The organism is Candidatus Pantoea gossypiicola (assembly GCF_008632075.1).
GTDB lineage: Bacteria > Pseudomonadota > Gammaproteobacteria > Enterobacterales > Enterobacteriaceae > Pantoea > Pantoea gossypiicola.
Genome location: NZ_VWVM01000003.1, coordinates 219,132 through 242,152 on the forward strand (window position 1 = coordinate 219,132; position 23,021 = coordinate 242,152).

Below are 23,021 nucleotides of genomic sequence, written 5' to 3' on the forward strand. Positions count from 1 at the left end.
GTTCAGGCGCAAAGAGATAGCCTGATTAATAAGGATGTGAGATGTTCACCACTGATACCATACTGGCACGCCGTAAGGTTTTTTTACTTATTGCGGTAGTTTTTCTGATTGCTTATAGCCCCGCATATTTAACCCATTACGCCTATACCGATGACTGGACGAATCTCTACTGGGCAAACGTTGACAAGCTCAGCATCTTAAACTGGGATACGCTATCCGGCAGGCCGGTGTATGGGATTATTCAGTACAGCGCCTCTTTTCTGGTAGAGAGCGTAGAGCGGCTGGCGCTGCTGCGTTCTGTCGCGATTGTTCTGCTCATTTTCACCGGGTATTACATCTATACTCTTTGTCAGAAAGATGGGCTGCTGGAGAATCAGGCTCAGCGGATCACTTTTGCATTATTGCTTTGTCTGCTCCCGTCATTTCAGGTTTACGTTGCATGGGCATCCTGCTTCCCCTATATCGCTGCGATTTTACTGGCGGGTTCCAGCTACCGTTTGTCGATTAAACCGGGCATCTCAGCCCGCCTGTTAGCATTCTGCCTGCTGACCATCGCTTTCTGTCTCTACCAACCGGCCGCGATGAGCTTCACCTTCTTTGCTGCGCTGGACCTCTGCTTTTCCGCGCGGAAAATTAATAAGAAACAGGCGCTCATCTCCCTGATAGTGCTGGGTGCAGGCATGTTTGCTGCGCTAATCGCCTCGAAAGTGCTGCCCGTCCAGCTTTATGGTCACACGCTGCCCCGCTCGGCATTCAGCTACGACATCCCGGTTAAGCTGAAATGGTTTTTTACCGAATACCTGAAGAACGTGATCTGCAACTTTGACCTCGGCGCAAAAACGGTGTCGGTGATTGTCTCATCGATTATTATTGGTTTTGGACTTAAAAAAATTAAAGCCGCGGGCAACGACAAATTTTATCTGATGTTTGTCTTACTGCTGATTGCCGCACTGCCTAATCTGATTGTCAGCGAAAGCATGGCGGCTTACCGCACATTAATTGCCGGTGCGCTGATTACCACCAGCGCATTTATTCTCGGTCTGTTTGAAATCAGCAAAAAGTTAAAATGGAAAAAGCCTTTTTATGCGCTGCTGGTGATAGCGGCTGGCTCGCTGACGATAAGCCATCTGATCAACGGCTACTCAGTTCCGGCTCGCAAAGAGTTTGCTCTGCTCGATCAGGCAATCATTCAGCAGGTTCCGAGAGATTTTAATGGTGCACTCTATTATCGCCTGACCGGCGAGTACCTGCCGAAGGTTGCGACGTTACGTAAATATGATGATTTCGGTGGGCTTGGGCTGAGCATGTCATGGACATTCGCCGGAATGGCGCATTTTATCAGGGAGAAAAACGGAATGGCTTTTACGCTGCCAGCGGACCCGGTGATCACCGATGAATCTGCCTGTCCGGGTAAATGCCTGACTATTGATTCGCGGCAGGTCCTGCGCCAGTCGCACTAAAAAAAGGCGGCCAGGCCGCCTCTGTTGTCCATCAGAGATTCAGGCTGACTTATTGCCGCCCTTATGCAGCGCCTCTTTCAACTGGCCCAGCAGCTCACGACGAAAGTCGCCGAGCCTTGGCTTATCCTGCTCCAGCCAGGGCAACGGACGGCAAAGCTCCATCGCTTTGATGCCCAGTCTTGCGGTTAATAAACCTGCACCAATACCCTGCGCAGCCCGCGTAGAAAGCCGGGCGGCGATATCCTGCGACATCCAGTCCATGCCCACTTCCCGCACCAGTTCGGACGCCCCGGCAAAGGCCATATTAAGCAGCACCAGACGGAATAGCCGGATGCGGCTGAAGTAGCCCAGCTCAATGCCATAGATTGCTGCAATACGATTGACCAGCCGCAGATTACGCCAGGCGATAAACGCCATATCCACCAGCGCCAGCGGGCTGACCGCGATCATCAGTGTGGCTTCAGCGGCATGACGGCTGATCTCGCGTCGCGCCTGGCGATCCAGCACTGGCTGCACCAGTTGCGCATATAAACGGACAATTTCACTGTCATTGTGGGTTTCATGCAGTGAAGCATGCCAGCGCTGCAGAGCCGGATGCGCCTGATCCAGCTCCGCCTGCTGCGCCAGCTTTTCGCAGAATGCGCGGCCTTTGCCGATGCCATGACTGTGCAGCAGCTCGCGGCCCACATCCCGTTCCTCTGCGCGCTGACGCAACTGATAGAGGCGACGCCACTCGGTGGTCAGCGCGCCCACACCTGCCAGGACGATCAGGCCACCTGCCACGCCGCTGCCCAGCGAAAACCAGTCGCGGGCCAGCCAGGCATCGTGCGTCCACTGTACACCCTGCGCCATCACGCTGACGCCAAACAGTAGCGCGCCTGCTGTCACCATTTTGCGCCACAGGCTGCGCTTAGGCTTCAGCGCGGCTTCTACCGCCCGTTCACCTGCGCCCTCCTCTTCAACGGCGGCATCTTCATCCTGCACCGCCAGAAACGCAGCCTGCGCTTCTGCTTCAAAGGTCTGCGCCGGGCGCAGCGGCGTCGTGCTGCTCTCATCCAGCGGACGGGCAAAATCGATACGCGGCTTCAGCGGATCGCTCATCGCAATTTATCTCCTAATAAAAATTCCAGCGCGGCATCCATGCGGATATGCGGCAGCGGACGATCGACGTCGAGCTGCTGCGGCCGGAACTGTTCAAACTGAAAGCCCTGCTGCTGCCAGAACGCATTACCGGGCAGGCGCGGCGGCACTTCGCCAGGATAGACGGTGAGCGGCTCGCCATCCGCCAGACGATGACCGCGCAGGGCCGGGATATTCTCGCCACGATGATCGACCAGCCCGCTCTGTGTCGCCTGCACTGACGCAAGCCCGATGCAGTCCATACTGATGCCTTCAAACGCCGCATTCTGCCAGGCATCCTGCACCAGTTGCTGCAGCAGGGAGACCATGTTGCCATGCTGATCGCTGGTAATATGGTCCGCCTTGGTGGCGGCAAACAGTAATTTATCGATCACCGGTGAGAACAGCCTGCGGAACAACGTGCGCTGACCATAATGAAAACTCTGCATCAGTTGCGTAAGTGCCAGTCGCATATCATTGAACGCCTGGGGGCCGCTATTCAGCGGCTGCAGGCAGTCAACCAGCACAATCTGGCGATCAAAACGCAGGAAATGATTTTTATAAAAGCCTTTGACCACATGCTGACAATAGTAGTGAAACCGCTGCTGCAACATGCTGAAGTTACTGCCTTTGTCGGCCTGCGCCAGCTTAGTCAGTTGCGCCTCATCAGAAGTCGGCCAGGGGAAGAACTGCAGTGCGGGCGCACCGGCCATATCGCCGGGCAGTACGAAGCGACCAGGCTGAATAAAGTGTAAGCCTTCCGTTTTACAGCGATGCAGGTAGTCGGTCCAGGCGGCAGCAATTTCCGCCAGCTGGGTTTCATCAGCGGGTGCCAACGGGTCGAGTTTTTCGCAGAGTGCGCGCCACGGTTTAGCCCACTCAGCGCGGTCGCCCTGCAGCAGACCGTTCATCTGTCGGGACCAGGCGAGGTAATCCTGCGCCAGCATCGGGAGATCCAGCAGCCATTCGCCGGGATAGTCGACAATCTCAAGATAGAGTGTCGCCGTCTCTTTCAGGTGGCGCAGCAGTGAATCGTTGGGCCGGTAGCGCAGCGCCAGACGCATTTCGCTGACGCCGCGGGTTGGCGTGGGCCAGGCGGGTGGCGAGCTGTAGAGCTGAGCCAGGCCTTCGTCGTAGGTAAAACGCGCCGTGCCCATGTCACGCTGCGGCACCCGTTTTACGCCCAGCAGACGCTCATCCCGTACAACGGAAAACAGCGGCAAACGAGCGCCGCTGTGAACCGTTAAAAGCTGATTAACCAGTGAGGTGATGAAGGCGGTTTTACCGCTGCGGCTTAAGCCGGTGACCGCCAGTCGCAGGTGGCGATCGACGCCACGGTTCATCAACGCCACTAATTCAGTTTGCAGTCTTTTCATCGTTCTCCCTGATGAAGCGCGATGCCACCCGGTTCATCACGCGTTTCAGCAGTGGCTCAAGTGCCACAGCCAGCAGCAGACGTAACGGGCGTCGCGCTACCGATTTCACCGCCCAGCCAGTCACACCAGCGGGACCGTAGGTAACAGCATTGATAATGATGAATTTAGCCGCCGACTTCAATGCAGGTGCCGCGCGGTGACGAAAAGCAGTGGATCGCGAAAAAGACATTAACACCTCCATTGAGCCAGCGTTCGGGCCTGAAACAGGCCCGGTAATAGCAGAATTAAATCTGACGGAAGCGGCTGCGTACGCTGAAGGTTTCAGACGTGACATAGCGCTCCAGGTCGCGCACGTTGCGCTCATCCCGTTGCAGGGTGCTCTCCAGCTGATCCAGCAACTCACTGGCGGTTGGCTGGCGCTCGCCGTCACTGGCATTGACAGGCTTCTCATCCAGCACAAAACCCAGCACGAAGTACGCGATCACCGTAAAGACAAACAGTCCAAAGAACAGCGATAACACCACAATAACCCGCAGCAGGCGAACCGGGATGTCGAGATACTCTGCCAGACCCGCGCAGACGCCCATCAGCTTGCCTTCATCAGGCTTGCGCCATAACTTACGACCTTTCATCATGGCTGCCTCCAGTTGGGATGCTCAGCGTCCAGAATCGCTTCCAGCGCATCAATACGTTCACGCATCCGCTGCGCATCCTGCGTGACGCGCTGCAGCCGCTGGATGTCGCTTTGCGACAGTTCCGAACCGCCGTTGCGTTTGTTGCTGTAATGCAGCCATAACCAGATCGGTGCGACAAACAGCACGAAGATCGTTAGCGGTATGGCGAGAAAAAGTGCGCTCATTGACTCTCCTTAATCACTTATCGCAACGTCGATGATTACTCACTGCGGTTCATTTTGGCTTTCAGCGCATTAAGCTGCTGGCTGATTTCATCATCCGCTTTCAGGTCAGTAAACTGCTGGTCCAGGGTTTTCGGTTTACCAAAACCGTGGCTTTCAGCTTCCGCTTCCATGTGGTCAATGCGACGTTCAAAAGACTCAAACCGAGCCATCGCTTCGTCGATTTTGCCGCTGTCGAGCTGACGACGCACATCGCGTGATGAAGAAGCCGCCTGATGACGCAGGGTCAGCGCCTGCTGACGGGCACGCGTCTCGCTCAGTTTTTTCTCCAGCTCGCTGATTTCGCCTTTCATGCGTTCCAGCGTCTCTTCAACCTGGCCCACTTCCTGTTTCAGGGAGGCGATCAGGTCGGTGAGTTTCTGTTTTTCAATCAGCGCCGAACGGGCCAGATCATCTTTGTCTTTGCGCAGCGCAAGCTCCGCTTTTTCCTGCCAGTCAGCCTGCTGCAGCTCTGCCTGCTCAATACGGCGTGACAACTGTTTCTTTTCAGCCAGCGCCCGTGCAGAGGTGGAGCGCACTTCGACAAGCGTGTCTTCCATTTCCTGAATCATCAGGCGGACCAGTTTCTGTGGATCTTCCGCACGCTCCAGCAGGGAATTAATGTTGGCATTTACGATGTCAGCGAAACGAGAAAAAATACCCATAATGATGTTCCTCTTTTAATGTTTTAAAACGTGAAGCCCTGCCTGTTTAATACAATATGCGTGCCAACTTTATATATTGTTGATTTTAAAACACTTTTAAACTTTACAGTTTTTTCACCTTGCTTTAAGATAGTCAAAATGATTAAGGGGTGGCGAAATTCATCATGACAGGCACAAATGATAATCTGCTGGGTGAGTCTAATAATTTTCTTGAGGTACTGGAGCAGGTTTCAAAACTGGCTTCCCTTGAGAAACCGGTGATGGTGATTGGCGAGCGCGGCACGGGTAAAGAGCTGATCGCCAGCCGGCTGCATTATCTTTCTGACCGGTGGCAGGGACCCTTTATTTCACTGAACTGCGCCGCGCTGAATGAGAATCTGCTCGACTCTGAGCTGTTTGGTCATGAAGCCGGTGCCTTTACCGGCGCACAGAAGCGCCATCTGGGACGTTTTGAACGTGCTGACGGCGGCACGCTGTTTCTGGATGAGCTGGCAACCGCACCGATGCTGGTGCAGGAAAAACTGCTCAGGGTAATTGAGTACGGGCAGCTGGAGCGCGTAGGCGGCAATCATGCCCTGCAGGTTAATGTACGGCTGGTCTGCGCCACCAACGAAGATTTGCCCGCCCTGGCGGCGGCAGGAAAATTTCGCGCCGATTTACTGGATCGTCTTGCCTTTGATGTGGTTCAGTTGCCGCCACTGCGCGAACGGCGCAGTGATATCCTGGTGATGGCCGAACATTTTGCTATCCAGATGTGCCGCGAGCTTGGCCTGTTGCTGTTTCCCGGCTTTACCGCCAGGGCGCAGCAGGCCCTGCTTGATTACCACTGGCCCGGCAATGTTCGCGAGCTAAAAAACGTGGTTGAGCGCTCCGTCTATCGTCATAACAGCAGCGAGTTGCCACTGGATAATGTCATTATCAATCCGTTCGCTTCACGCTCTGAACCGGTTCTGCTCCCGCGGTCCAGCCAGGAGACGCAGAGTGGCGGCCTGCCTGAACTGCCGCTGGATCTGCGTCAATGGCAGAATCAGCAGGAGCGGGATCTGGTCGATGCCAGTCTGCACCAGGCTCGTTATAACCAGCGCCGCGCTGCCGGATTATTAGGCGTCACTTACCATCAGCTACGCGCAATGATGAAGAAACACGATATAAAAGCGGAGAGTTAATCCGTTCTGCCGCGACCGGTCAGGCACGCGAAAGCGCAGAGATCATGTTTTACCACATCAACGATGCCGGTCAGGATATCTGCTATTACAGCGTCCTGATGAAAATGTAAAAATGACCGGCGTCAACTGCGGCGTCCCGAATGTGAAATTAGCGGATAACGACAGAAAGAATCACATCGAAAATGTGAGTCTGCAGGTTGAAAAAATTACCAGGAAAATAATCGATGGTAATATTCACTACTCAGATGCATGGAACAGAAGGCCTGCGCTTAAGATGTTAAATCAGTCCGATATCAGACTGTTCAGGCCTTAACAAATATATCTTTTACAGACTGCGCGGCTGAACGCCCATTTTTTCAGGCTGTCGGACGGCGGGAACCAGTCCGACGCCAGCCGTAGCAATGATTACGGCCAGCGCTGACATCAGCAGCACATTGCTCATATCATATTTTGCTGCCAGCGGACCCGCTACCAGCTGTCCAAAGGGAATGGCAATAAAAGAACCCATTGCATCATAGGCATAGACGCGGGCGAGTTTATCCGGTGGAATATGAGTCTGTAAGGAGTGCGCCCATATTACGCCGAACAGACCTAATGTAGTGCCGGCAATAAAGAACCCTGCTATCAGCCATATTGCTGTTGCATTCTGACTCAGCATAAATATCGGGAGGGCGTAAAGTCCTGCCAGCATAGCGCCAGTGAAGAGATCGCGACGTGGATGCCATTTCATGGCCAGTAAAGAACCAGCGATTAACCCTGCACTGTGGGCAGCTACAATTATCCCCCATTGTGTGCGTCCGAATGAGGCGTCAGCAATCATCGGGCCCAGTACCACGACGATGCCATTGAAAGCGACGTTGATAACAGCGAACTGGACGACTATCGACCAAATCCAGCTTCGGCCAGCAAATTCCGCCCACCCCTCTTTTAAATCCTGCAGGATATTGCCCGACAAGGTTCCGGCCTTCTCTGCGTTGACACGAATGAAGAAATAAAGGGGCGCAGAAGCGGCAAAGCCCAGGGCATCAATTGCCAGTCCCCAACCCGGTCCGACAGCACTGGTGATAACACCGCCCAGCGATGCTCCCATCACCGTGCCGCCATAAACACCGAGCTGAATCAAAGCGTTGGCCTGACGCAGATGCCTGGCAGGCACGACCTGTGGAACCAGCGCAGACGAAGCTGGCAGAGCGATGCCTGCTGACGCACCATTCAGAGCGCCTAGTAAGGTGAGGCTAATGACAGAGGCTGAACCCTCAAGCACAGACCATGCAACAAAAGCCTGAGAAACAGCGGCAACCAGCGCCGATACGACTAATACCCGGCTGCGTGAGTAGCGATCGGCAATGACACCCCCCACCAGCAGAAACAGAACGTTGAACAGTGAGCGGGACGCCACTACCATCCCTAAGTCAGAAGCAGAGCCGCCAATGTCCAGTACTGCAAAGGCCAGCGCAATGGGAGCAATTCCATTGCCCAGTACGGTGAAGAGACGTCCGAAAAAGAGATAACGAAAGGATGAATGCTGAAAAGCCTGAGCGTTTTTCTGGAATTTATTCATTGTCAGGAATGTGATGGCCGGAGGTTAGGCTTATGATAACTGCGTTTCTATAAATGTTAAGTATAGCATTACATTCTCCCCATATCAGGTACATGGAGCGACAGTCGAGATTAACTCATTTAATATTTGAATGAAAAGCATGGCCAACATTTATGATTAGCATCTGAGTAAAATTAAATATAATGACGCAAACATGAAAACAGAAAATTTAATGATTGAAGTAATTTTTAATGCAGATTGAAATGAATGCGTTAATCCATTCCTTTTCTCATCACACAACAGTGGCACGTAAAAGCACCGAACAATACATAAGCACTAACTAAAACTTGATCTCAATCATCATGCGCTCTATTTTTTCAATATGCATTTGCGAAAAATTCAAATTCTGGATTAACTATCAGTGCTAAAGGGAAATAACTTCACACTTGAAAGGATTTTTACTATGGCTATCCCAGCGTACCTCTGGCTAAAAGATGATGGTGGAACAAGCATCAAAGGTTCGGTAGATGTAAGAGATAGAGAGGGTAGCATTGAAGTAACTGGTTTTTCTCATAACTTAAGACTGCCCACTGATTCAATGACAGGCAAGCCAACAGGCACAAGAAAACATGCACCCATTATCGTTCAAAAGGAGTTCGATTCATCTTCGCCCTATCTGTATAAGGCCGTAGCTACCGGGCAAACATTAAAGTCAGCCGAGTTTAAATGGTATAATATCAACCACGCAGGTGAGGAGGAAGAATATTTCAACATACTGCTTGAAAATGTCAAAATTGTCGGGATCTCGCCCATAATGCATGACACAAAAGACCCCGAAAAAGAAAAACACAATCATCTCGAATGCGTTGAGTTTGCTTACGAAAAAATAACCTGGAAGCATTGTGATGGTAACATCATTTTTTCAGATAGCTGGAATGTGAAATCATAAATCATGAGATATCCTTCCTTAGCTGCGTCTCCAACACCACCTTATGATGTTATGTCATTTACTCCAGCTGGAGTTTCGTTAATAAATAATATGATGATTGCACGTTTTCACAGAGGACCCTCAGCCCTGACATATGTCTGGTTTTATAACCAGGTAAAAGGACATGGACCATGGGATTACAAATTTCAGCATGGGAATCAATATGAGCATTTTGGTAACTTTCATTACGGTGCTGTGGGTCATGCCGCTGGAATAAAGGAAATTGTTCTTCTTCGCGCAGCCGGTTGGGCGCAAAGTCGGGCCGGAACCAGCAGAGAGGAATTTAATGTCTGGTATGGCGCCTCTCCTTTTGGCGATGACCCTGACGATCAATACTGGATAAAAGCAGGGATAGACTATGCAAAACGCGCAGGTTTTTAAAAAGCGTACGCTATTACTGGTTCTGATAATGATGATTCTCGCGTTGGCAGGCTGGCGGCTGTCACAGTTGTCACCGCTTGAACAGTCGATCATCAGGAAAGTTAACGTTAGTAGCCGCGTTAGCCTTTACATCACCCAAGCCAGTGCGGGGGCCACAACTGACTTCTCATTTCGTTATTATCTCTACGACGCATCCAGAAGCGATGAGTCTTTCAAAGAAAGTCTGGCCAACAACCTACAACCTTTCCTGATCACCTCTGATGGTAACGCCTTTAAACGTGTTCAGGACAAGGCGGTCTATTTGACGGTTAAAGGCGAAATTTTCGCATTTCATAGTTCACCTGGCATTCGTATCAACGATGTGATCTATGCCGTTCCGGTGTTCCTCACCGCTTCTCCCTTTTAAGACCGCCGGTTCTCTCAAGGGGGATCCTGCCCTTCATACCTGTCCCTTGAAACACACCAGTCAAAAAAAAGCCCGCCATAAAGACGGGCAACAATACTGGAAGCAATGTGAGCAATGTCGTGCTCTTCTTCGGCAGAGCCACCGTCGAAGTGCAGGTGAATAATAATCATTCTTATTATCATCTGTAAAGCAGTTATTGAGAATTTTTCTCATTACCACACCGTTTGTATGCACATTTCGTTTCGCTATGACGAAAATCAGTCTGTCAGCGGTTGCAGGTTTTGGGACTCTGCCTGCTTTACGATACACTCTGGTTAATGCCTCAAAATCGTTGAGTTCTATGTCAAAACTACTATGTTCGCTGTTGCTTGGCCTCAGCGCGTTAAGTGCCCCTGCGTGGTCTGCGCCTGCCGGTGATATACGTCAGACCGGCTTTGTCTATTGCGTCAGCGGCACGCTGAACACCTTTAATCCACAGATGGCCAGCAGCGGGCTGACTGTCGATACGCTGGCAGCACAGTTGTATGACCGCTTACTGGATGTCGATCCCTACACCTATCGTCTTAAGCCCGATCTCGCGTCGAGCTGGGAAGTACGCGATAACGGCGCGACGTATCGCTTTCATCTGCGCAGCGGCGTCCAGTTTCAGCAGACCAATCAGTTTCGCCCGACCCGGCCGCTGAACGCCGACGATGTGGTATTCAGCTTCGCAAGGATGTTTGACCGTCATCACCCCTGGCATAACGTCAACGGCGGTAACTACCCCTACTTTGATAGTCTGCAATTTGCCGATTCCGTACAGAGCGTGAAGAAGATCGACAACAGAACGGTTGAGTTCAGGCTTAACAGCCCGGATGCCTCGTTCCTGTGGCATATGGCGACCCACTATGCGCCGGTATTGTCGAAAGAGTATGCCGGCCAGCTCACCGCTAAGGGCCGTCAGGAAGAGATGGATCGTCAGCCAGTGGGCACCGGTCCCTATCAGCTCAGTGAATATCGCACCGGTCAGTACATCCGTCTGGCGCGCAATCCTCACTACTGGCGTGGGGTACCGCGTCTGCAACAGGCGGTGATCGATCTTGGCTCCGGCGGAACCGGTCGTCTCTCCAAACTGTTAACCGGTGAATGCGATGTACTTGCCTATCCCGCTGCAAGCCAGCTCAGCATACTGCGCGATGACCCGCGCCTGCGGATGACACTGCGTCCCGGTATGAACATCGCCTATCTGGCTTTTAATACCCGTAAACCGCCGCTCGACCGCCCTGAAGTGCGGCATGCGCTGGCGCTGGCCATCAACAATGAGCGGTTGATGGAGTCGATCTATTACGGCACTGCTGAAACGGCCGCTTCGATATTACCGCGCGCGTCCTGGGCTTATGACAATGATGCGCGTATTACCGGCTACGATCCGGAAAAGTCCCGCGCCGCGCTGGCCGCACTCGGCATCAGCGACCTTCATCTGAGGCTGGTTGTGCCTGCCGCCTCACAGTCGTGGAATCCCAGCCCGCTCAAAACCGCCGAACTGCTACAGGCGGATCTGGCGCAGGTTGGTGTCCGGTTGACCATTGTGCCGGTTGAGGGCCGTTTTCAGGAGGCGCAACTGATGGCGATGAATCACGATCTGACGCTGTCAGGCTGGGCTACCGACAGTAACGATCCGGACAGTTTCTTCCGCCCGCTGCTCAGCTGTGCGGCGATTCGCTCGCAGACCAATTACGCGCACTGGTGCTCTCCGGCTTTCGACGAAACGCTGCAGAATGCTCTGCTATCGCAACAACTCTCTGGCCGCATCGACAGTTATGACAAAGCGCAGCAGATTCTGGCGCAGGAGTTACCGGTGCTGCCGCTGGCCTCCTCTCTGAGACTGCAGGCATTTCGTCATGACATCAAAGGGCTGGTACTGAGTCCGTTTGGCAACGCCTCGTTTGCCGGGGTTTATCGTGAAGCTGATGAGGGTAAGTAAGTGATCATCTACATTTTGCGCCGCCTGCTGCTGCTGCTCATTACCCTGTTCCTGCTGTCGCTGGTCAGCTTCAGTCTGAGCTACTTTACCCCTAACGCCCCGCTGGAGGGCGCTGCGCTCTCTGATGCCTGGTGGTTCTGGTTCAAAGGGATGCTGCAGTTTGATTTCGGCGTCTCCAGCACCAACGGTCAGGAAATTGGGCTGCAGCTGCGTGAGGTTTTCCCGGCCACCATGGAGCTCTGTATCCTGGCATTTCTGTTTGCGCTGCTGGTCGGTATCCCGCTGGGGATTTGCGCCGGTGTGATGCGCAATAAATGGCAGGATAAAACCATCAGTGCGCTGGCACTGGTCGGCTTCTCTGCCCCCATCTTCTGGCTGGCACTGCTGCTGACGCTGTTCTTCTCGCTGACCCTTGGCTGGCTGCCGGTATCGGGACGTCACGACCTGCTCTATCCGGTGCAGAATATCTCCGGCTTTGCGCTGATTGACGCCTGGCTGAGTCCTTCACCGTGGCGGCATGAGATGATTGTCAGCGCTCTGTACCACCTGATTCTGCCGGTGCTGGTGCTGGCGATGGCGCCAACGACAGAAGTGATCCGCCTGCTGCGCAACAGCACCAGCGATGTGATGGATAAAAACTATGTCAAAGCGGCGGCGACACGCGGTCTTTCGCGCTTTACGGTCATTCGCCGCCACGTGTTGCACAACGCGTTACCGCCCGTCATCCCGCGTCTGGGCCTGCAGTTCTCCACCATGCTGACGCTGGCGATGATAACCGAAATGGTCTTTAACTGGCCGGGTCTGGGCCGCTGGCTGATCAACGCGATTCGTCAGCAGGATTATGCTGCGATCTCAGCCGGTGTCATGGTGATTGGCGGACTGGTTATTCTGGTAAATGTGATTTCTGACGTGATTGGTGCGGCAATGAATCCGCTGAAACATAAGGAATGGTATGCCCTCCGATAATATCTACGCCGAAAAACGCCTGCCCAGCGCGTTTCGTCAGAGCTGGCATCATTTCTATGGTAATCCCATTTCGATGGTCGGCCTGTATGGATTTGGTGCACTGCTGCTGCTCTGCCTGTTTGGTGGATTGATGGCACCTTATGGTATCGACCAGCAGTTCCTGGGTTATCAGTTGCTGCCGCCGTCATGGTCGCGCTACGGCGATGTCTCGTTTTTCCTGGGTACCGACGATCTGGGCCGTGACGTACTGAGTCGCCTGCTGAGTGGTGCCGGCCCGACGGTGGGTTCCGCGATTCTCGTGACGCTATTCGCTACGCTGGGCGCGCTGGTGCTGGGCGTGCTGGCGGGCATGACACACGGTATTCGCTCGGCGGTGATGAATCACGTGCTGGACACCCTGCTCTCTCTTCCGTCGCTGTTGCTGGCGATTATCGTGGTGGCGTTTCTCGGGCCGCGTCTTGAGCATGCGCTGCTGGCGGTGTGGCTGGCACTGATGCCACGCCTGGTGCGCGAGATTTACAGTGCCGTGCATGATGAGCTGGAAAAAGAGTATGTGGTTGCCGCACGCCTGGACGGTGCCCGTGGCCGTAATATTCTGCGCTACGCTATATTGCCAAACATTTTACCGTTACTGATTACCGAAATTACCCGCGCGCTGTCGATGGCGATTCTGGATATTGCCGCACTCGGCTTTCTTGACCTTGGCGCGCAACTGCCTTCGCCGGAATGGGGTGCGATGCTGGGCGATTCGCTGGAGCTGATCTACGTTGCGCCCTGGACCGTGATGCTGCCGGGTGTGGCGCTGATGGTCAGCGTATTAATTGTTAACCTGCTCGGTGACGGCATCCGTCGCGCCGTCGAAGCGGGAGTGGAATAAATGCCGTTACTTGATATCCGTAATCTGACCATTGAATTTATGACCGCTGACGGGCCGGTCAAAGCGGTTGACCGCGTCAATCTGACGCTGGGCGAAGGTGAAATACGGGGGCTGGTTGGTGAATCCGGCTCCGGTAAAAGCCTGGTCGCCAAAGCTATCTGCGGCGTAACCAACGATAACTGGCGCGTGACCGCCGATCGCATGGTATTTGATGATGTGGACCTGTTGCGCCTGTCTCCGCGCGAGCGCCGCCGCATTATCGGGCATAACGTCTCGATGATCTTTCAGGAGCCGCAATCCTGTCTTGATCCCTCCGAAAGTATCGGTCGCCAGCTGATGCAGGTGATCCCGCGCTGGACCTATAAAGGGCCGTGGCTGAAACGCTTCTGGTTCTGGCGTAAAACCCGTGCTATCGAACTGCTGCATCGCGTCGGTATTAAGGATCATAAAGACATCATGCGCAGCTTCCCCTATGAGCTGACCGAAGGCGAGTGCCAGAAAGTGATGATCGCCATTGCGCTGGCGAATCAGCCGCGCCTGCTGATTGCCGATGAACCGACCAATGCTATGGAGCCCACGACGCAGGCGCAAATATTCCGCCTGCTGAGCCGTCTGAACCAGAATAACAACACCACTATTTTGTTGATCAGCCACGACCTGCGCACCATGAGTCAGTGGGCGGACCGCATTAATGTGATGTACTGCGGTCAGACGGTGGAAACCGCTCAGAGCGAAGATTTAATGACTACGCCGCACCATCCTTATACGCAGGCGCTGATTAGGGCGATGCCCGACTTTGGCCGCGCGCTGCCGCACAAAAGCCGTCTCAATACGCTGTCAGGTGCCATCCCGTCGCTGGAGAGCCTGCCGATTGGTTGCCGTCTTGGCCCACGCTGCCCTTACGCGCAGCGCAAATGTGTTGAAACGCCGCGCCTCACCGGCAGTAAGACACATCTCTTCGCCTGTCATTTCCCGCTGAATATGGAGGGCCAGTAGCATGGAGACCCTGCTGGAAGTGCGCAACCTGAGTAAAACCTTTCGCTATCGCACCGGCCTGTTCCGGCGTCAGCACGTTGAAGCGGTGAAGTCGGTCAGTTTTACCCTGCGCGAAAAACAGACGCTGGCGATTATCGGTGAAAACGGTTCTGGCAAGTCCACACTGGCGAAGATGCTCAGCGGCATGATCGCGCCAACCGAAGGTGAGATTCTGATTGACGATCATCCGCTGACTTTTGGCGATTATGGCTATCGCAGTCAGCGCATCCGCATGATTTTTCAGGATCCCTCAACCTCACTCAATCCGCGTCAGCGCATCAGTCAGATTCTGGAATTTCCGCTGCGACTCAATACCGAACTGGATGCAGAAGCGCGCGAGAAACGCATTATCGCCACCCTGCGCCAGGTGGGATTGCTGCGTGATCATGCCGGATATTATCCGCACATGCTGGCTCCCGGGCAGAAACAGCGTCTGGGTCTGGCGCGCGCGTTGATCCTGCAACCTAAAGTGATTGTGGCCGATGAAGCGCTGGCCTCACTGGATATGACCATGCGTTCCCAGCTGGTGAATCTGATGCTGGAACTGCAGGAGAAACACGGAATCGCCTACATTTACGTCACTCAGCATCTGGGCATGATGAAGCATATCAGCGATAAGGTGCTGGTGATGCATCAGGGCGAAGTGGTCGAGCGCGGCGGCACGGCTGATGTACTCGCTTCCCCGCTGCACGATCTGACCCGACGCCTGATCAGTAGCCATTTTGGCGAAGCCCTGAGTGCCGAAGCCTGGCGGCGCGAGCGCTGATTTTTGCTGCATATCGCGGAAATTGCGGGCCGATTTACCTGATTTATGAGAGACGTGCTAGAATCCGCACGTCGATTAACGTCGGTCGCTTACTTTTTAACCACGCGGCCGCCAACTACAATGACCATAAGGATTACAGCTATGGGTTTTCTTTCCGGTAAGCGCATTCTGATTACTGGCGTTGCCAGTAAACTTTCCATCGCCTACGGTATTGCACAGGCGATGCACAAACAGGGCGCAGAACTGGCTTTCACCTACCAGAACGACAAGTTAAAAGGTCGTGTGGAAGAGTTTGCTAAAGATTTGGGTTCAGACATCGTGCTGCCATGTGACGTCGCAGAAGATGAGAGCATCAAATCGCTGTTCACTGAACTGGCAAAAACCTGGCCGAAATTTGACGGTTTCGTTCACTCTATCGGCTTCGCGCCTGGCGACCAGCTGGATGGCGACTATGTGAACGCCGTTACCCGCGAAGGCTTTAAAATCGCGCATGACATCAGTGCTTACAGCTTCGTTGCGATGGCGAAAGAGTGCCGCGAGATGCTGAATCCAGGCTCCGGTCTGCTGACCCTCTCTTACCTGGGTGCTGAGCGCGCAATCCCGAACTACAACGTAATGGGTCTGGCGAAAGCGTCGCTGGAAGCTAACGTGCGTTACATGGCAAACGCGATGGGGCCTGAAGGCGTGCGTGTTAACGCCGTTTCTGCCGGTCCAATCCGCACCCTGGCCGCATCAGGCATCAAAGATTTCCGTAAGATGCTGGCACATTGCGAAGCGGTGACCCCAATTCGCCGTACCGTTACCATCGAAGATGTCGGCAACTCAGCAGCATTCCTCTGCTCTGATCTGGCTGGCGGCATTACCGGTGAAGTGGTACACGTTGATGGCGGCTTCAGCATCGCCGCAATGAACGAACTGGAACTGAAATAAGTTCTGTAAGGGCGAGCCTGGCTCGCCCTTCTCATGACGCCGGTTTTGCCCTTCCCGCCTGATTTCGCTGCCGTTATACCGTAACGCTATTAATTATCACCGATCATTCTTTTGTCCCGGACTGCCCATCAGCGACGATAAGCCTGCCCTTCGGTTTATGCACATTTTCAGATTGTGCCGCCTGCATGCCGAACCTGAATTTGCAAAAGGATTGATCATGGAACAACGCCGCTACCCGGGCCATAACCACTGGTTTTACGAGAGCCAGACCAGTCCACGTAACGCTCAGGCCGCACCGCTGGTGCCAGAGGCCGCCCATATCGACGATCGTTTCCTGCTGGGCTGCTATACCGATAACGCCGTGGTGCAGTCATTGCTGCGCACGAATCAGCCGGCCCTGCTGGCAGCACGCGATCTGGCACAGTTGCTTTTTCCCGATCGCGTTGTCACCTCGCTGACGCACACCTTAACCCTCTACGACCGCCTCAGCACCGCGCTGACCGTGGCGCAGGTCGCGGGTGTGCAGCGGTTGTGTAACCACTATTCTGCCCGCCTGAATCCGCTGCCCGGCCCTGACTCTTCACGCGAGAGTAATAACCGCCTGACCCAGATTACGCAGTATGCGCGCCTGCTGGCGATGCAGCCTGAGCTGATTAACGCCAGTGCGATCACCGCTCTGGATGCCGTAGGCCTGACCGAACCCGATATTGTGACCCTGAATCAGGTGATCGGATTTGTCAGTTACCAGGCACGCGTCGTCGCCGGATTACAGGCGCTGCAGGCCCAGCCGGTACGCTGGCTACCGGGCAGCACAGCACCACCCGACGCCGAGGCCACCGGTTTTGACCAGCCTGCCCACTGGCAGCCCGTGCTGAAGCCGCTGGAGCTGCGGTATGCCAGCGCCGAGCAGCTCGCTGCCGTTACCCGCTGTCAGTCTTTGCCCGGCATGCAGGATGCGGTATGGTTGCTGGCTCACGATCCGTCAGCGCTTTATGGCTGGGCGCAGCTGCGTCAGCATCTCTCGCAGGAAAACACCCTGGCAGAGGCGACCGCCGCCCGTATTCTGGGCAGTCGCTGGGCGTTCCGGCTGCTGGCCGGGAGTGACGTTTTAATCGACGGTGTGGACGAGGTATCTCAAGGTGAAGAGCAGCAGATTATTGCGCTGGCAGCGCAGCTGACCCGCTCACCTGAGCGATTCAGCGCGGCTCACCTGCAACCGCTGATGGAGGCGGGCTGGGAGCCTGAGGCACTGTTCGCGCTGATTCAGCTTGTCGCGATAGGAAACTGGAACAGTCGCCTGTTTTACGCACTGGGCGAAGCGCATTAGCCGCGCTAAATCGGCAACAGACCACGCGCTTCGTCAAAAAAGTGCTGAGCCAGCGGTGTGGCCCGGCCAGGTTCGGCAATGACCAGCGCCGCCTGGCGCGCCATCGGCGGCAGCGTAATGGCGCGCTGCTGCAATCCCTGTAATGAAGCGGGAAGCAGGTGACCGACCGGCGAAACCAGCAGCCCCAGACCAACCTGCGCGCACTGCATCAGCTGCATGATAGAGGCGCTCTCCACGATAACCCGCGGCACCAGCGTCGCTTCGCGGAAAGCCATATCAAGGTAACGACGGAAATAGCGCGTCGGCTCCGCCAGACAGAGCGGCTGCTGTGCCAGTTCGTCCAGCGTAAGCGGAGTTTTTCCTACCAGCGCCGGGAAATGGTCGGGATGGAATATGGCTTCAACACCCCGATCGGCCAGCATCTCGGTCTGGAAATGAAGCTCCCGCAAGGTCGCCATCTCAAAAAAACCGATGCCGACATCCACGGTGTGGCTGTTTAAGGCTTCCAGCAGCTGGTCAGCACTGAGCACCGCAATGCGATAGTCGAGCTGGGGATAGCGCGCCTGCACGGCTTTCAGCAGAAGCGGCAATGCTACGCTGCACTGCGGCACCACGCCAACCCGCAGCGTACCGTTCACCCCATGTTTCAGCGATTCCACTTCCAGCTTCAGCCCCTGATAGACCGAAACAATTTCCCGCGCCCACGCCAGCACCCGATCGCCCTCGGGCGTAAATCCGGCAAAGTTGTTGCTGCGATTAATCAGCGGCAGGCCCAGCTCGCGCTCGAGATTTTTCAGACGCATGGAGAGTGTTGGTTGTGTAACAAAACTGGCTTCCGCGGCCCGTCCGAAATGACGTTCCCGCTCCAGGTTACACAGGTAAATAAGTTGTTTAATGTCGATGTTCTTTTACCATCAGTAACTTACAGATTAATATTTCAGAAGGGCATACTTTTATGCACTAAACGATGGATTAAAATTTAATTACCCACTTGCTGCCATTATTACGTTTATCTTATGCCTAATGCAGCCATGCTTCAAACTGGCAGAGTCCCGCACCGGCAGCCATTGAGTCAATGATCAGTTTGCGTCTGATTGGTTAAACCATACAGGCGAACAGCCATCCTGGAATCCTTCTCAACTCAGGTCTGACCGAGCTTTCTGGTAAACAAGGCTTTAGAAGCGTTCCGGCTCACTATCAGATCAGGACATGGACACGGTTACGACCTTTATTTTTTGCTTCGTAAAGTGCTTTATCGGCCTGTTGCCTGAGTCGTTGAGCCTCATCTGGATGTCCGTCTGAAATCAGGCTACTGTATCCGGCGCTGAGGGTCACGACATGTTCCGGAAGGCCAGAGCTTTCATGAGGTATCCTGGCAGCAAGGACGGCGTTAACTGCGCGTTCTGCCACCTTTTTCGCGTCGTTTTTTCCTGTAAAAGGCAAAATAATGGCAAATTCTTCTCCGCCATAGCGTGCGACCACGGCATCCTGCCGCTGTGTCATTTCTTTCAGAATGGTACTTACACGCTGCAGGCAGCTATCGCCCGCCACATGCCCGTAGGTATCGTTGTAGCGCTTGAAAAAGTCGATATCAATCATGATGAGTGACACAGGTTCGCCTGATTTCTGAGAGCGCTTCAGGATCTGGTCAAGCATGGCGTCAAACTGGCGGCGATTTGCCAGTCCGGTGAGCCCGTCAATCAGAGCCAGAGACTGCAGCGTATGATTGATTGTGGTCAGTTCATCCCGGATTTGTGTTAGTTCCAGCTGATTCTTTACGTTCTTTTTCACCTGCCTGAGAACAACCATCCCCATACCTGAAATCATGACCAGCAGGATCAGATTCAGCAGGACGTCGATAATATTGGCTGCGAACCAGTCTTCATGGATCTTATCGAGGTCATATCCTGCAGTGACAATAAGCGGATACTGCTCAAGACGGGCGTAACCATACACCCGCTCTACCCCATCCAGTGCTGAGCGCCACGTTGCACTGCCGCTAGAGGATGTTTTCAGGACAGTTGTGAACAATGGACTTGAGGACAGACTCTTGTTTATGGCTGTATCCGGAAAAGGCCGGATATATAGCACGGATGTATCAGCCAGAATCAGCCCCAGAACATCGCGTTCACCCAGCGTATAGTAACTGTAGAACTGCCGGAAATAGTCTACTTTGACCGTCGCCAGCGCCACCCCGGCAAAGTTTCCTGTTGCATCGTTAAGACGCAGTGATACCGGAATAACAAGGTCACCGGTTGATCGGCTACGGATAACACGGCCAATCCGTACCCGGCTATCGTCATGGGTGCGGTGCCAGACAAAATAGTCACGATCGGCGTTGCTTCCTTTAGCCGGAGCATAGTTGCCCGAGGTGGCCAGCCATCTGCCCTGAGCATCATAGATAAACAGGCCGTGAAGCTGACGCAGTTTTCCCTGCTGCTCCTTGAGCTGATAGGCGAAGACGGGCGTTGACGCATACTCCAGTCCGTTCAGGCTGAGCTGCCTGACGGCATCAGCCAGCGTAATATCCACCTGAAGAAAGGCATCTTCTGCCTGTTTAGCCAGCGAAACAGAGAGGTTGCGGGCATCATCTTCACGTACTTTCTGATTGTGCTGCCATGAACCCCATAGCGTAAATATATTGATGACCACGACAGCAAACACCGTAATCATAAGGAAAAGGGTCATGGTCCGGCCAAGCGAATTATGCAAACCGGATGATTTGAAACTTTCGGGTGTTTTCTTCAAAGCTATTTTTCCAGTCCATGCTGATACTGAAAAATAATTTATGAATCAAATAATCGCAAGCAAGCCGGTATCGCTTACCTCCTTTTATCTTCGTTACTGAACGCACCGGGTATAGCCTTGCCAGCCAGGTCATAAGGGCGTTTAAGGATCAATGCCGGGGCTGGCAGGCCTTAGCAGGCAGAGCGGGTTATGGCGCTCCTGTGCTCACGCGTGGAGTCAGTCCGGCCCACTATAAAAACTTCTTCAGAGAGACGTCAGCATGAAGAAAGATGCCCCTCAGTCGATATTTCCAGCCAGTACTGAAAAAGGCGTCCGGTCAGCAACACGGTGTTTACCGGACGGCTTCATTACGTATTAGCCGGTTAATCCGGTTACATCGCCATATGCTCGGCAGACTTCAGATGCTGTTCTACTACAGGGGTATGTTCGTCTGCCAGTGTCTTCACATCCGGATCTTTTATATTCACGGCATCACTCTTCAACGTCGAAAGCACCATTTTATGGTCCATTACGCCTGCGTTTTCCATATACATTTTGTCAAATGCGCTACCGCTCTGCTTTTCCAGCTTATCGGCTATGGCCTTGTGTTTAGCATCCGGTTCAGCAGGCAGTGTCACGCCTTTTTGCCGGGCAACCGCCTTAACTTTAGTCAGGGCGCTACTGTGATCATCGACCATTTTCTGAGCAAACGTTTTAACGTCCGCGCTTTGCGTTTTGCTCAGCGCGATTCTGGCTGCGGCAACTTCATTAATATTTGCCTGCGCCATATCTTTCAGCGCTTTTTCATCGCCCGCGCTCAGCTTGCCTTTGGCAACGGTCTGCTCTGCATTCCCGCCCTGCGGGGCGCTCGTTTCAGTCTGAGCCTGTACGCTGACAGCGCTGAACAGAGTGACGACTGCTGAAATAGCCAGCAACTTGAGGGAGTGATTCTTTTTCATTGTATTCTCCTGAATATCACGAAGAGACCGATGGCAAATAACGCTTTTCAGTACCGACGTGAAATAACACATGTAATGGCCCATAAAGTGGACCACCGATTTTAAGAAAGCTGTCAGAATGTTGTTCTGCCACGGTATGGCTGCAAATTACCCAGGCAGACAACAAAAAAGCAGGCAGAAGGTTTCGGACAGATCACCTTTAAATTAAACCTGACACCATTCTTTATTTTAAACACGATCCTCCTGCGCCTTACCTCTTCGACTGACCGAGCCGCCTTTACGCCCGGCCTCAACCGCCCTCTCAGGGTTATTTTTGAAATTTCCACTGCTGGCCTTGCCTCCTTTACTTCCCGCTTCCGCTGCACGCTGTGGATTTTCTGCAAAATTACCTGCTCCGCCCCGATGATTCGTCATATTATTTTCCTCATATATCATTTTTAAATAGGGTTTACTCATTAAGCGTGGTTGTCTTTGCAGATAATCACAAACATAAACAGATAATTGCAGCAGAACAAAAACAATAAAAAAGCCTTCCGTTCCGCTTATAAAAGAATTTTTATCTATCATAAGCAACAGCTTCGGAATAAAGATTGTACAAAAAATAAATTATTGTACAGATTAATTTAAGTTTTTTTTGAGATAATTCTTATAAGCCACGCTTTCCTCATCGGCATTTTAATCAGTCATTATCAATTTATGGGCTGGCATAAGGGTGTACCGCCTGCCGTGCCTGTTATATTGATGACTTTCACCGCAGCAACGGTTTTTAAAAATCCCGACTGAACCTGCAAAAGAAAGTGTGCGATCTGTCGCTTACTTTAAAGAGTGCCTGATTCTGTGGAATGATGAACCTGCTTCAGACGGGCTGAGCTCTCTGAAACTTCAGCACCGGACCTGTTTCCGGTTTCACTGGTACAGCAGCAACTCAGTTACACATTGTCCAGAGAGCTGGTTTTATATTGCGCGGTTTTTATACAACTTAAGCGCAGAATGAATGTGTTTACAGTCAATTTGGGCCAGACCAACTCAAAGGAGAATGCAAACCAGCCTGCAGACTCTGAACGTAAACCCTCTGTAACTCTACAGCGCCATGAAAAAAACTGATGGTTCAGGATTCTGCAGAAAGTGTGGGCTTGCATAAAAACCAGAGCGGGATAATTAGGGCAAAGACAAACAATAAAATAGTGGCATGACCGAGCGGGTCATTAACTCAATGATTTATTGATTTTTATATGAGCGTTCAAAGATAAGAAGGAACGCTGACGGGCAGGCGATGTTTTCTCAGTTCACTTTCCAGGTTAATCATTATGTCATGCCGATGTTAATTATCCATCAGCACATTTAAGGGTGTTGGTGTTACTGCCCTGATGACAGCGCCAACCAGAAAATATTGCTTATTATTCAGCTATAGCTCAGATTATTTAACCACAGGGTCCCTCTGTGTTCGCGTATAAGCCGCAGAGATAATTGTCTGC

Annotated in this window: 24 protein-coding genes and 1 pseudogene; 13 read left to right on the top strand and 12 right to left on the bottom strand. The window is 53.1% G+C overall.

Annotated elements, in window-relative coordinates; translation table 11 throughout:
• Window positions 1-41 precede the first annotated feature (41 nt).
• Complete coding sequence (locus F3I20_RS05555) at window positions 42-1,460, top strand: hypothetical protein (RefSeq protein ID WP_150037100.1); 1,419 nt, start codon at window positions 42-44, stop codon at window positions 1,458-1,460.
• 39 nt (window positions 1,461-1,499) lie between these two features.
• Here the strand turns inward: F3I20_RS05555 and F3I20_RS05560 are convergent, their stop codons facing one another.
• From F3I20_RS05560 to pspA, 6 genes are read right to left on the bottom strand one after another with little or no spacing between them, the layout of a single operon-like run.
• Complete coding sequence (locus tag F3I20_RS05560) at window positions 1,500-2,561, bottom strand: YcjF family protein (protein WP_150037099.1); 1,062 nt, start codon at window positions 2,559-2,561, stop codon at window positions 1,500-1,502.
• Entirely contained in the window at window positions 2,558-3,955 is a 1,398-nt protein-coding gene (locus F3I20_RS05565) for a YcjX family GTP-binding protein (RefSeq protein WP_150037098.1), read from the bottom strand. The genes F3I20_RS05560 and F3I20_RS05565 overlap by 4 nt, the downstream gene beginning before the upstream one ends.
• Complete coding sequence (gene pspD, locus F3I20_RS05570) at window positions 3,936-4,184, bottom strand: phage shock protein PspD (RefSeq protein WP_003853796.1); 249 nt, start codon at window positions 4,182-4,184, stop codon at window positions 3,936-3,938. Before pspD ends, F3I20_RS05565 begins: the two co-directional genes overlap by 20 nt.
• 55 nt (window positions 4,185-4,239) lie before the next feature.
• Entirely contained in the window at window positions 4,240-4,590 is a 351-nt protein-coding gene (gene pspC, locus F3I20_RS05575; RefSeq protein WP_150037097.1) for an envelope stress response membrane protein PspC, read from the bottom strand.
• Window positions 4,587-4,814: an envelope stress response membrane protein PspB gene (pspB, locus tag F3I20_RS05580; protein WP_150010261.1), complete on the bottom strand. Its 228-nt coding sequence runs from the start codon at window positions 4,812-4,814 to the stop codon at window positions 4,587-4,589. The genes pspC and pspB overlap by 4 nt, the downstream gene beginning before the upstream one ends.
• A 35-nt stretch (window positions 4,815-4,849) precedes the next feature.
• Window positions 4,850-5,515, bottom strand: a complete 666-nt coding sequence (gene pspA / locus F3I20_RS05585) for a phage shock protein PspA (protein ID WP_098050427.1) — start codon at window positions 5,513-5,515, stop codon at window positions 4,850-4,852.
• A gap of 164 nt (window positions 5,516-5,679) precedes the next feature.
• Here pspA and pspF point away from each other — a divergent pair, with 164 nt between their 5' ends.
• Entirely contained in the window at window positions 5,680-6,681 is a 1,002-nt protein-coding gene (pspF, locus tag F3I20_RS05590) for a phage shock protein operon transcriptional activator (protein ID WP_150037096.1), read from the top strand.
• 2 nt (window positions 6,682-6,683) lie between these two features.
• Window positions 6,684-6,994 (top strand): annotated as a pseudogene (locus F3I20_RS24105) (Hcp family type VI secretion system effector); the annotation flags it as partial.
• 12 nt (window positions 6,995-7,006) lie between these two features.
• Here F3I20_RS24105 and F3I20_RS05600 read toward each other — a convergent pair.
• Window positions 7,007-8,242 carry an MFS transporter gene (locus F3I20_RS05600; protein ID WP_150010265.1) on the bottom strand — a complete coding sequence of 412 codons (1,236 nt, stop codon included), beginning with the start codon at window positions 8,240-8,242 and terminating at the stop codon, window positions 7,007-7,009.
• A 442-nt stretch (window positions 8,243-8,684) separates the two neighbouring features.
• Here F3I20_RS05600 and F3I20_RS05605 point away from each other — a divergent pair, with 442 nt between their 5' ends.
• The 3 genes from F3I20_RS05605 to F3I20_RS05615 are packed head-to-tail and all read left to right on the top strand — an operon-like array spanning window position 8,685 to window position 9,996.
• Window positions 8,685-9,170, top strand: a complete 486-nt coding sequence (locus tag F3I20_RS05605) for an Hcp family type VI secretion system effector (RefSeq protein ID WP_150037095.1) — start codon at window positions 8,685-8,687, stop codon at window positions 9,168-9,170.
• Window positions 9,171-9,173: 3 nt separating this feature from the next.
• On the top strand, window positions 9,174-9,590 hold the full coding sequence (locus F3I20_RS05610; RefSeq protein WP_150037094.1) for a polymorphic toxin type 44 domain-containing protein: 417 nt from the start codon (window positions 9,174-9,176) through the stop codon (window positions 9,588-9,590).
• Complete coding sequence (locus F3I20_RS05615; protein ID WP_150037093.1) at window positions 9,568-9,996, top strand: hypothetical protein; 429 nt, start codon at window positions 9,568-9,570, stop codon at window positions 9,994-9,996. Before F3I20_RS05610 ends, F3I20_RS05615 begins: the two co-directional genes overlap by 23 nt.
• A 14-nt stretch (window positions 9,997-10,010) precedes the next feature.
• On the opposite strand, the gene F3I20_RS23865 is transcribed toward F3I20_RS05615, so the two are convergent.
• Entirely contained in the window at window positions 10,011-10,166 is a 156-nt protein-coding gene (locus tag F3I20_RS23865; protein WP_190286152.1) for a hypothetical protein, read from the bottom strand.
• Window positions 10,167-10,336: 170 nt separating this feature from the next.
• On the opposite strand from F3I20_RS23865, the gene sapA reads away from it, so the two are divergent.
• The 7 genes from sapA to F3I20_RS05650 all read left to right on the top strand — a co-directional run bounded on the left by sapA (window position 10,337) and on the right by F3I20_RS05650 (window position 17,860).
• On the top strand, window positions 10,337-11,959 hold the full coding sequence (sapA, locus tag F3I20_RS05620) for an ABC transporter substrate-binding protein SapA (RefSeq protein ID WP_150037092.1): 1,623 nt from the start codon (window positions 10,337-10,339) through the stop codon (window positions 11,957-11,959).
• A complete protein-coding gene (sapB, locus tag F3I20_RS05625) occupies window positions 11,960-12,925 on the top strand; it encodes a putrescine export ABC transporter permease SapB (RefSeq protein WP_150010269.1) in 966 nt (321 codons plus the stop codon).
• Complete coding sequence (gene sapC, locus F3I20_RS05630; RefSeq protein WP_150010271.1) at window positions 12,912-13,802, top strand: putrescine export ABC transporter permease SapC; 891 nt, start codon at window positions 12,912-12,914, stop codon at window positions 13,800-13,802. The genes sapB and sapC overlap by 14 nt, the downstream gene beginning before the upstream one ends.
• Complete coding sequence (sapD, locus tag F3I20_RS05635) at window positions 13,803-14,798, top strand: putrescine export ABC transporter ATP-binding protein SapD (RefSeq protein ID WP_150010273.1); 996 nt, start codon at window positions 13,803-13,805, stop codon at window positions 14,796-14,798. It begins immediately after the preceding gene.
• A gap of 1 nt (window position 14,799) precedes the next feature.
• Window positions 14,800-15,603, top strand: a complete 804-nt coding sequence (gene sapF, locus F3I20_RS05640; protein ID WP_013357993.1) for a putrescine export ABC transporter ATP-binding protein SapF — start codon at window positions 14,800-14,802, stop codon at window positions 15,601-15,603.
• Window positions 15,604-15,744: 141 nt separating this feature from the next.
• Entirely contained in the window at window positions 15,745-16,533 is a 789-nt protein-coding gene (fabI, locus tag F3I20_RS05645) for an enoyl-ACP reductase FabI (RefSeq protein WP_009090006.1), read from the top strand.
• 217 nt (window positions 16,534-16,750) lie between these two features.
• A complete protein-coding gene (locus tag F3I20_RS05650) occupies window positions 16,751-17,860 on the top strand; it encodes a CMD domain-containing protein (RefSeq protein WP_150037091.1) in 1,110 nt (369 codons plus the stop codon).
• A 5-nt stretch (window positions 17,861-17,865) separates the two neighbouring features.
• On the opposite strand, the gene F3I20_RS05655 is transcribed toward F3I20_RS05650, so the two are convergent.
• From F3I20_RS05655 to F3I20_RS05670, 4 genes are all read right to left on the bottom strand, one after another.
• Window positions 17,866-18,762: a LysR family transcriptional regulator gene (locus F3I20_RS05655; RefSeq protein ID WP_150037090.1), complete on the bottom strand. Its 897-nt coding sequence runs from the start codon at window positions 18,760-18,762 to the stop codon at window positions 17,866-17,868.
• A gap of 295 nt (window positions 18,763-19,057) precedes the next feature.
• Window positions 19,058-20,548: a sensor domain-containing diguanylate cyclase gene (locus tag F3I20_RS05660; RefSeq protein ID WP_150010279.1), complete on the bottom strand. Its 1,491-nt coding sequence runs from the start codon at window positions 20,546-20,548 to the stop codon at window positions 19,058-19,060.
• Between the two features lie 431 nt (window positions 20,549-20,979).
• Window positions 20,980-21,546, bottom strand: a complete 567-nt coding sequence (locus F3I20_RS05665) for a DUF4142 domain-containing protein (RefSeq protein ID WP_150010282.1) — start codon at window positions 21,544-21,546, stop codon at window positions 20,980-20,982.
• Between the two features lie 228 nt (window positions 21,547-21,774).
• Window positions 21,775-21,960: a con-10 family general stress protein gene (locus tag F3I20_RS05670; RefSeq protein WP_150010336.1), complete on the bottom strand. Its 186-nt coding sequence runs from the start codon at window positions 21,958-21,960 to the stop codon at window positions 21,775-21,777.
• Between the last annotated feature and the right edge of the window lie 1,061 nt (window positions 21,961-23,021).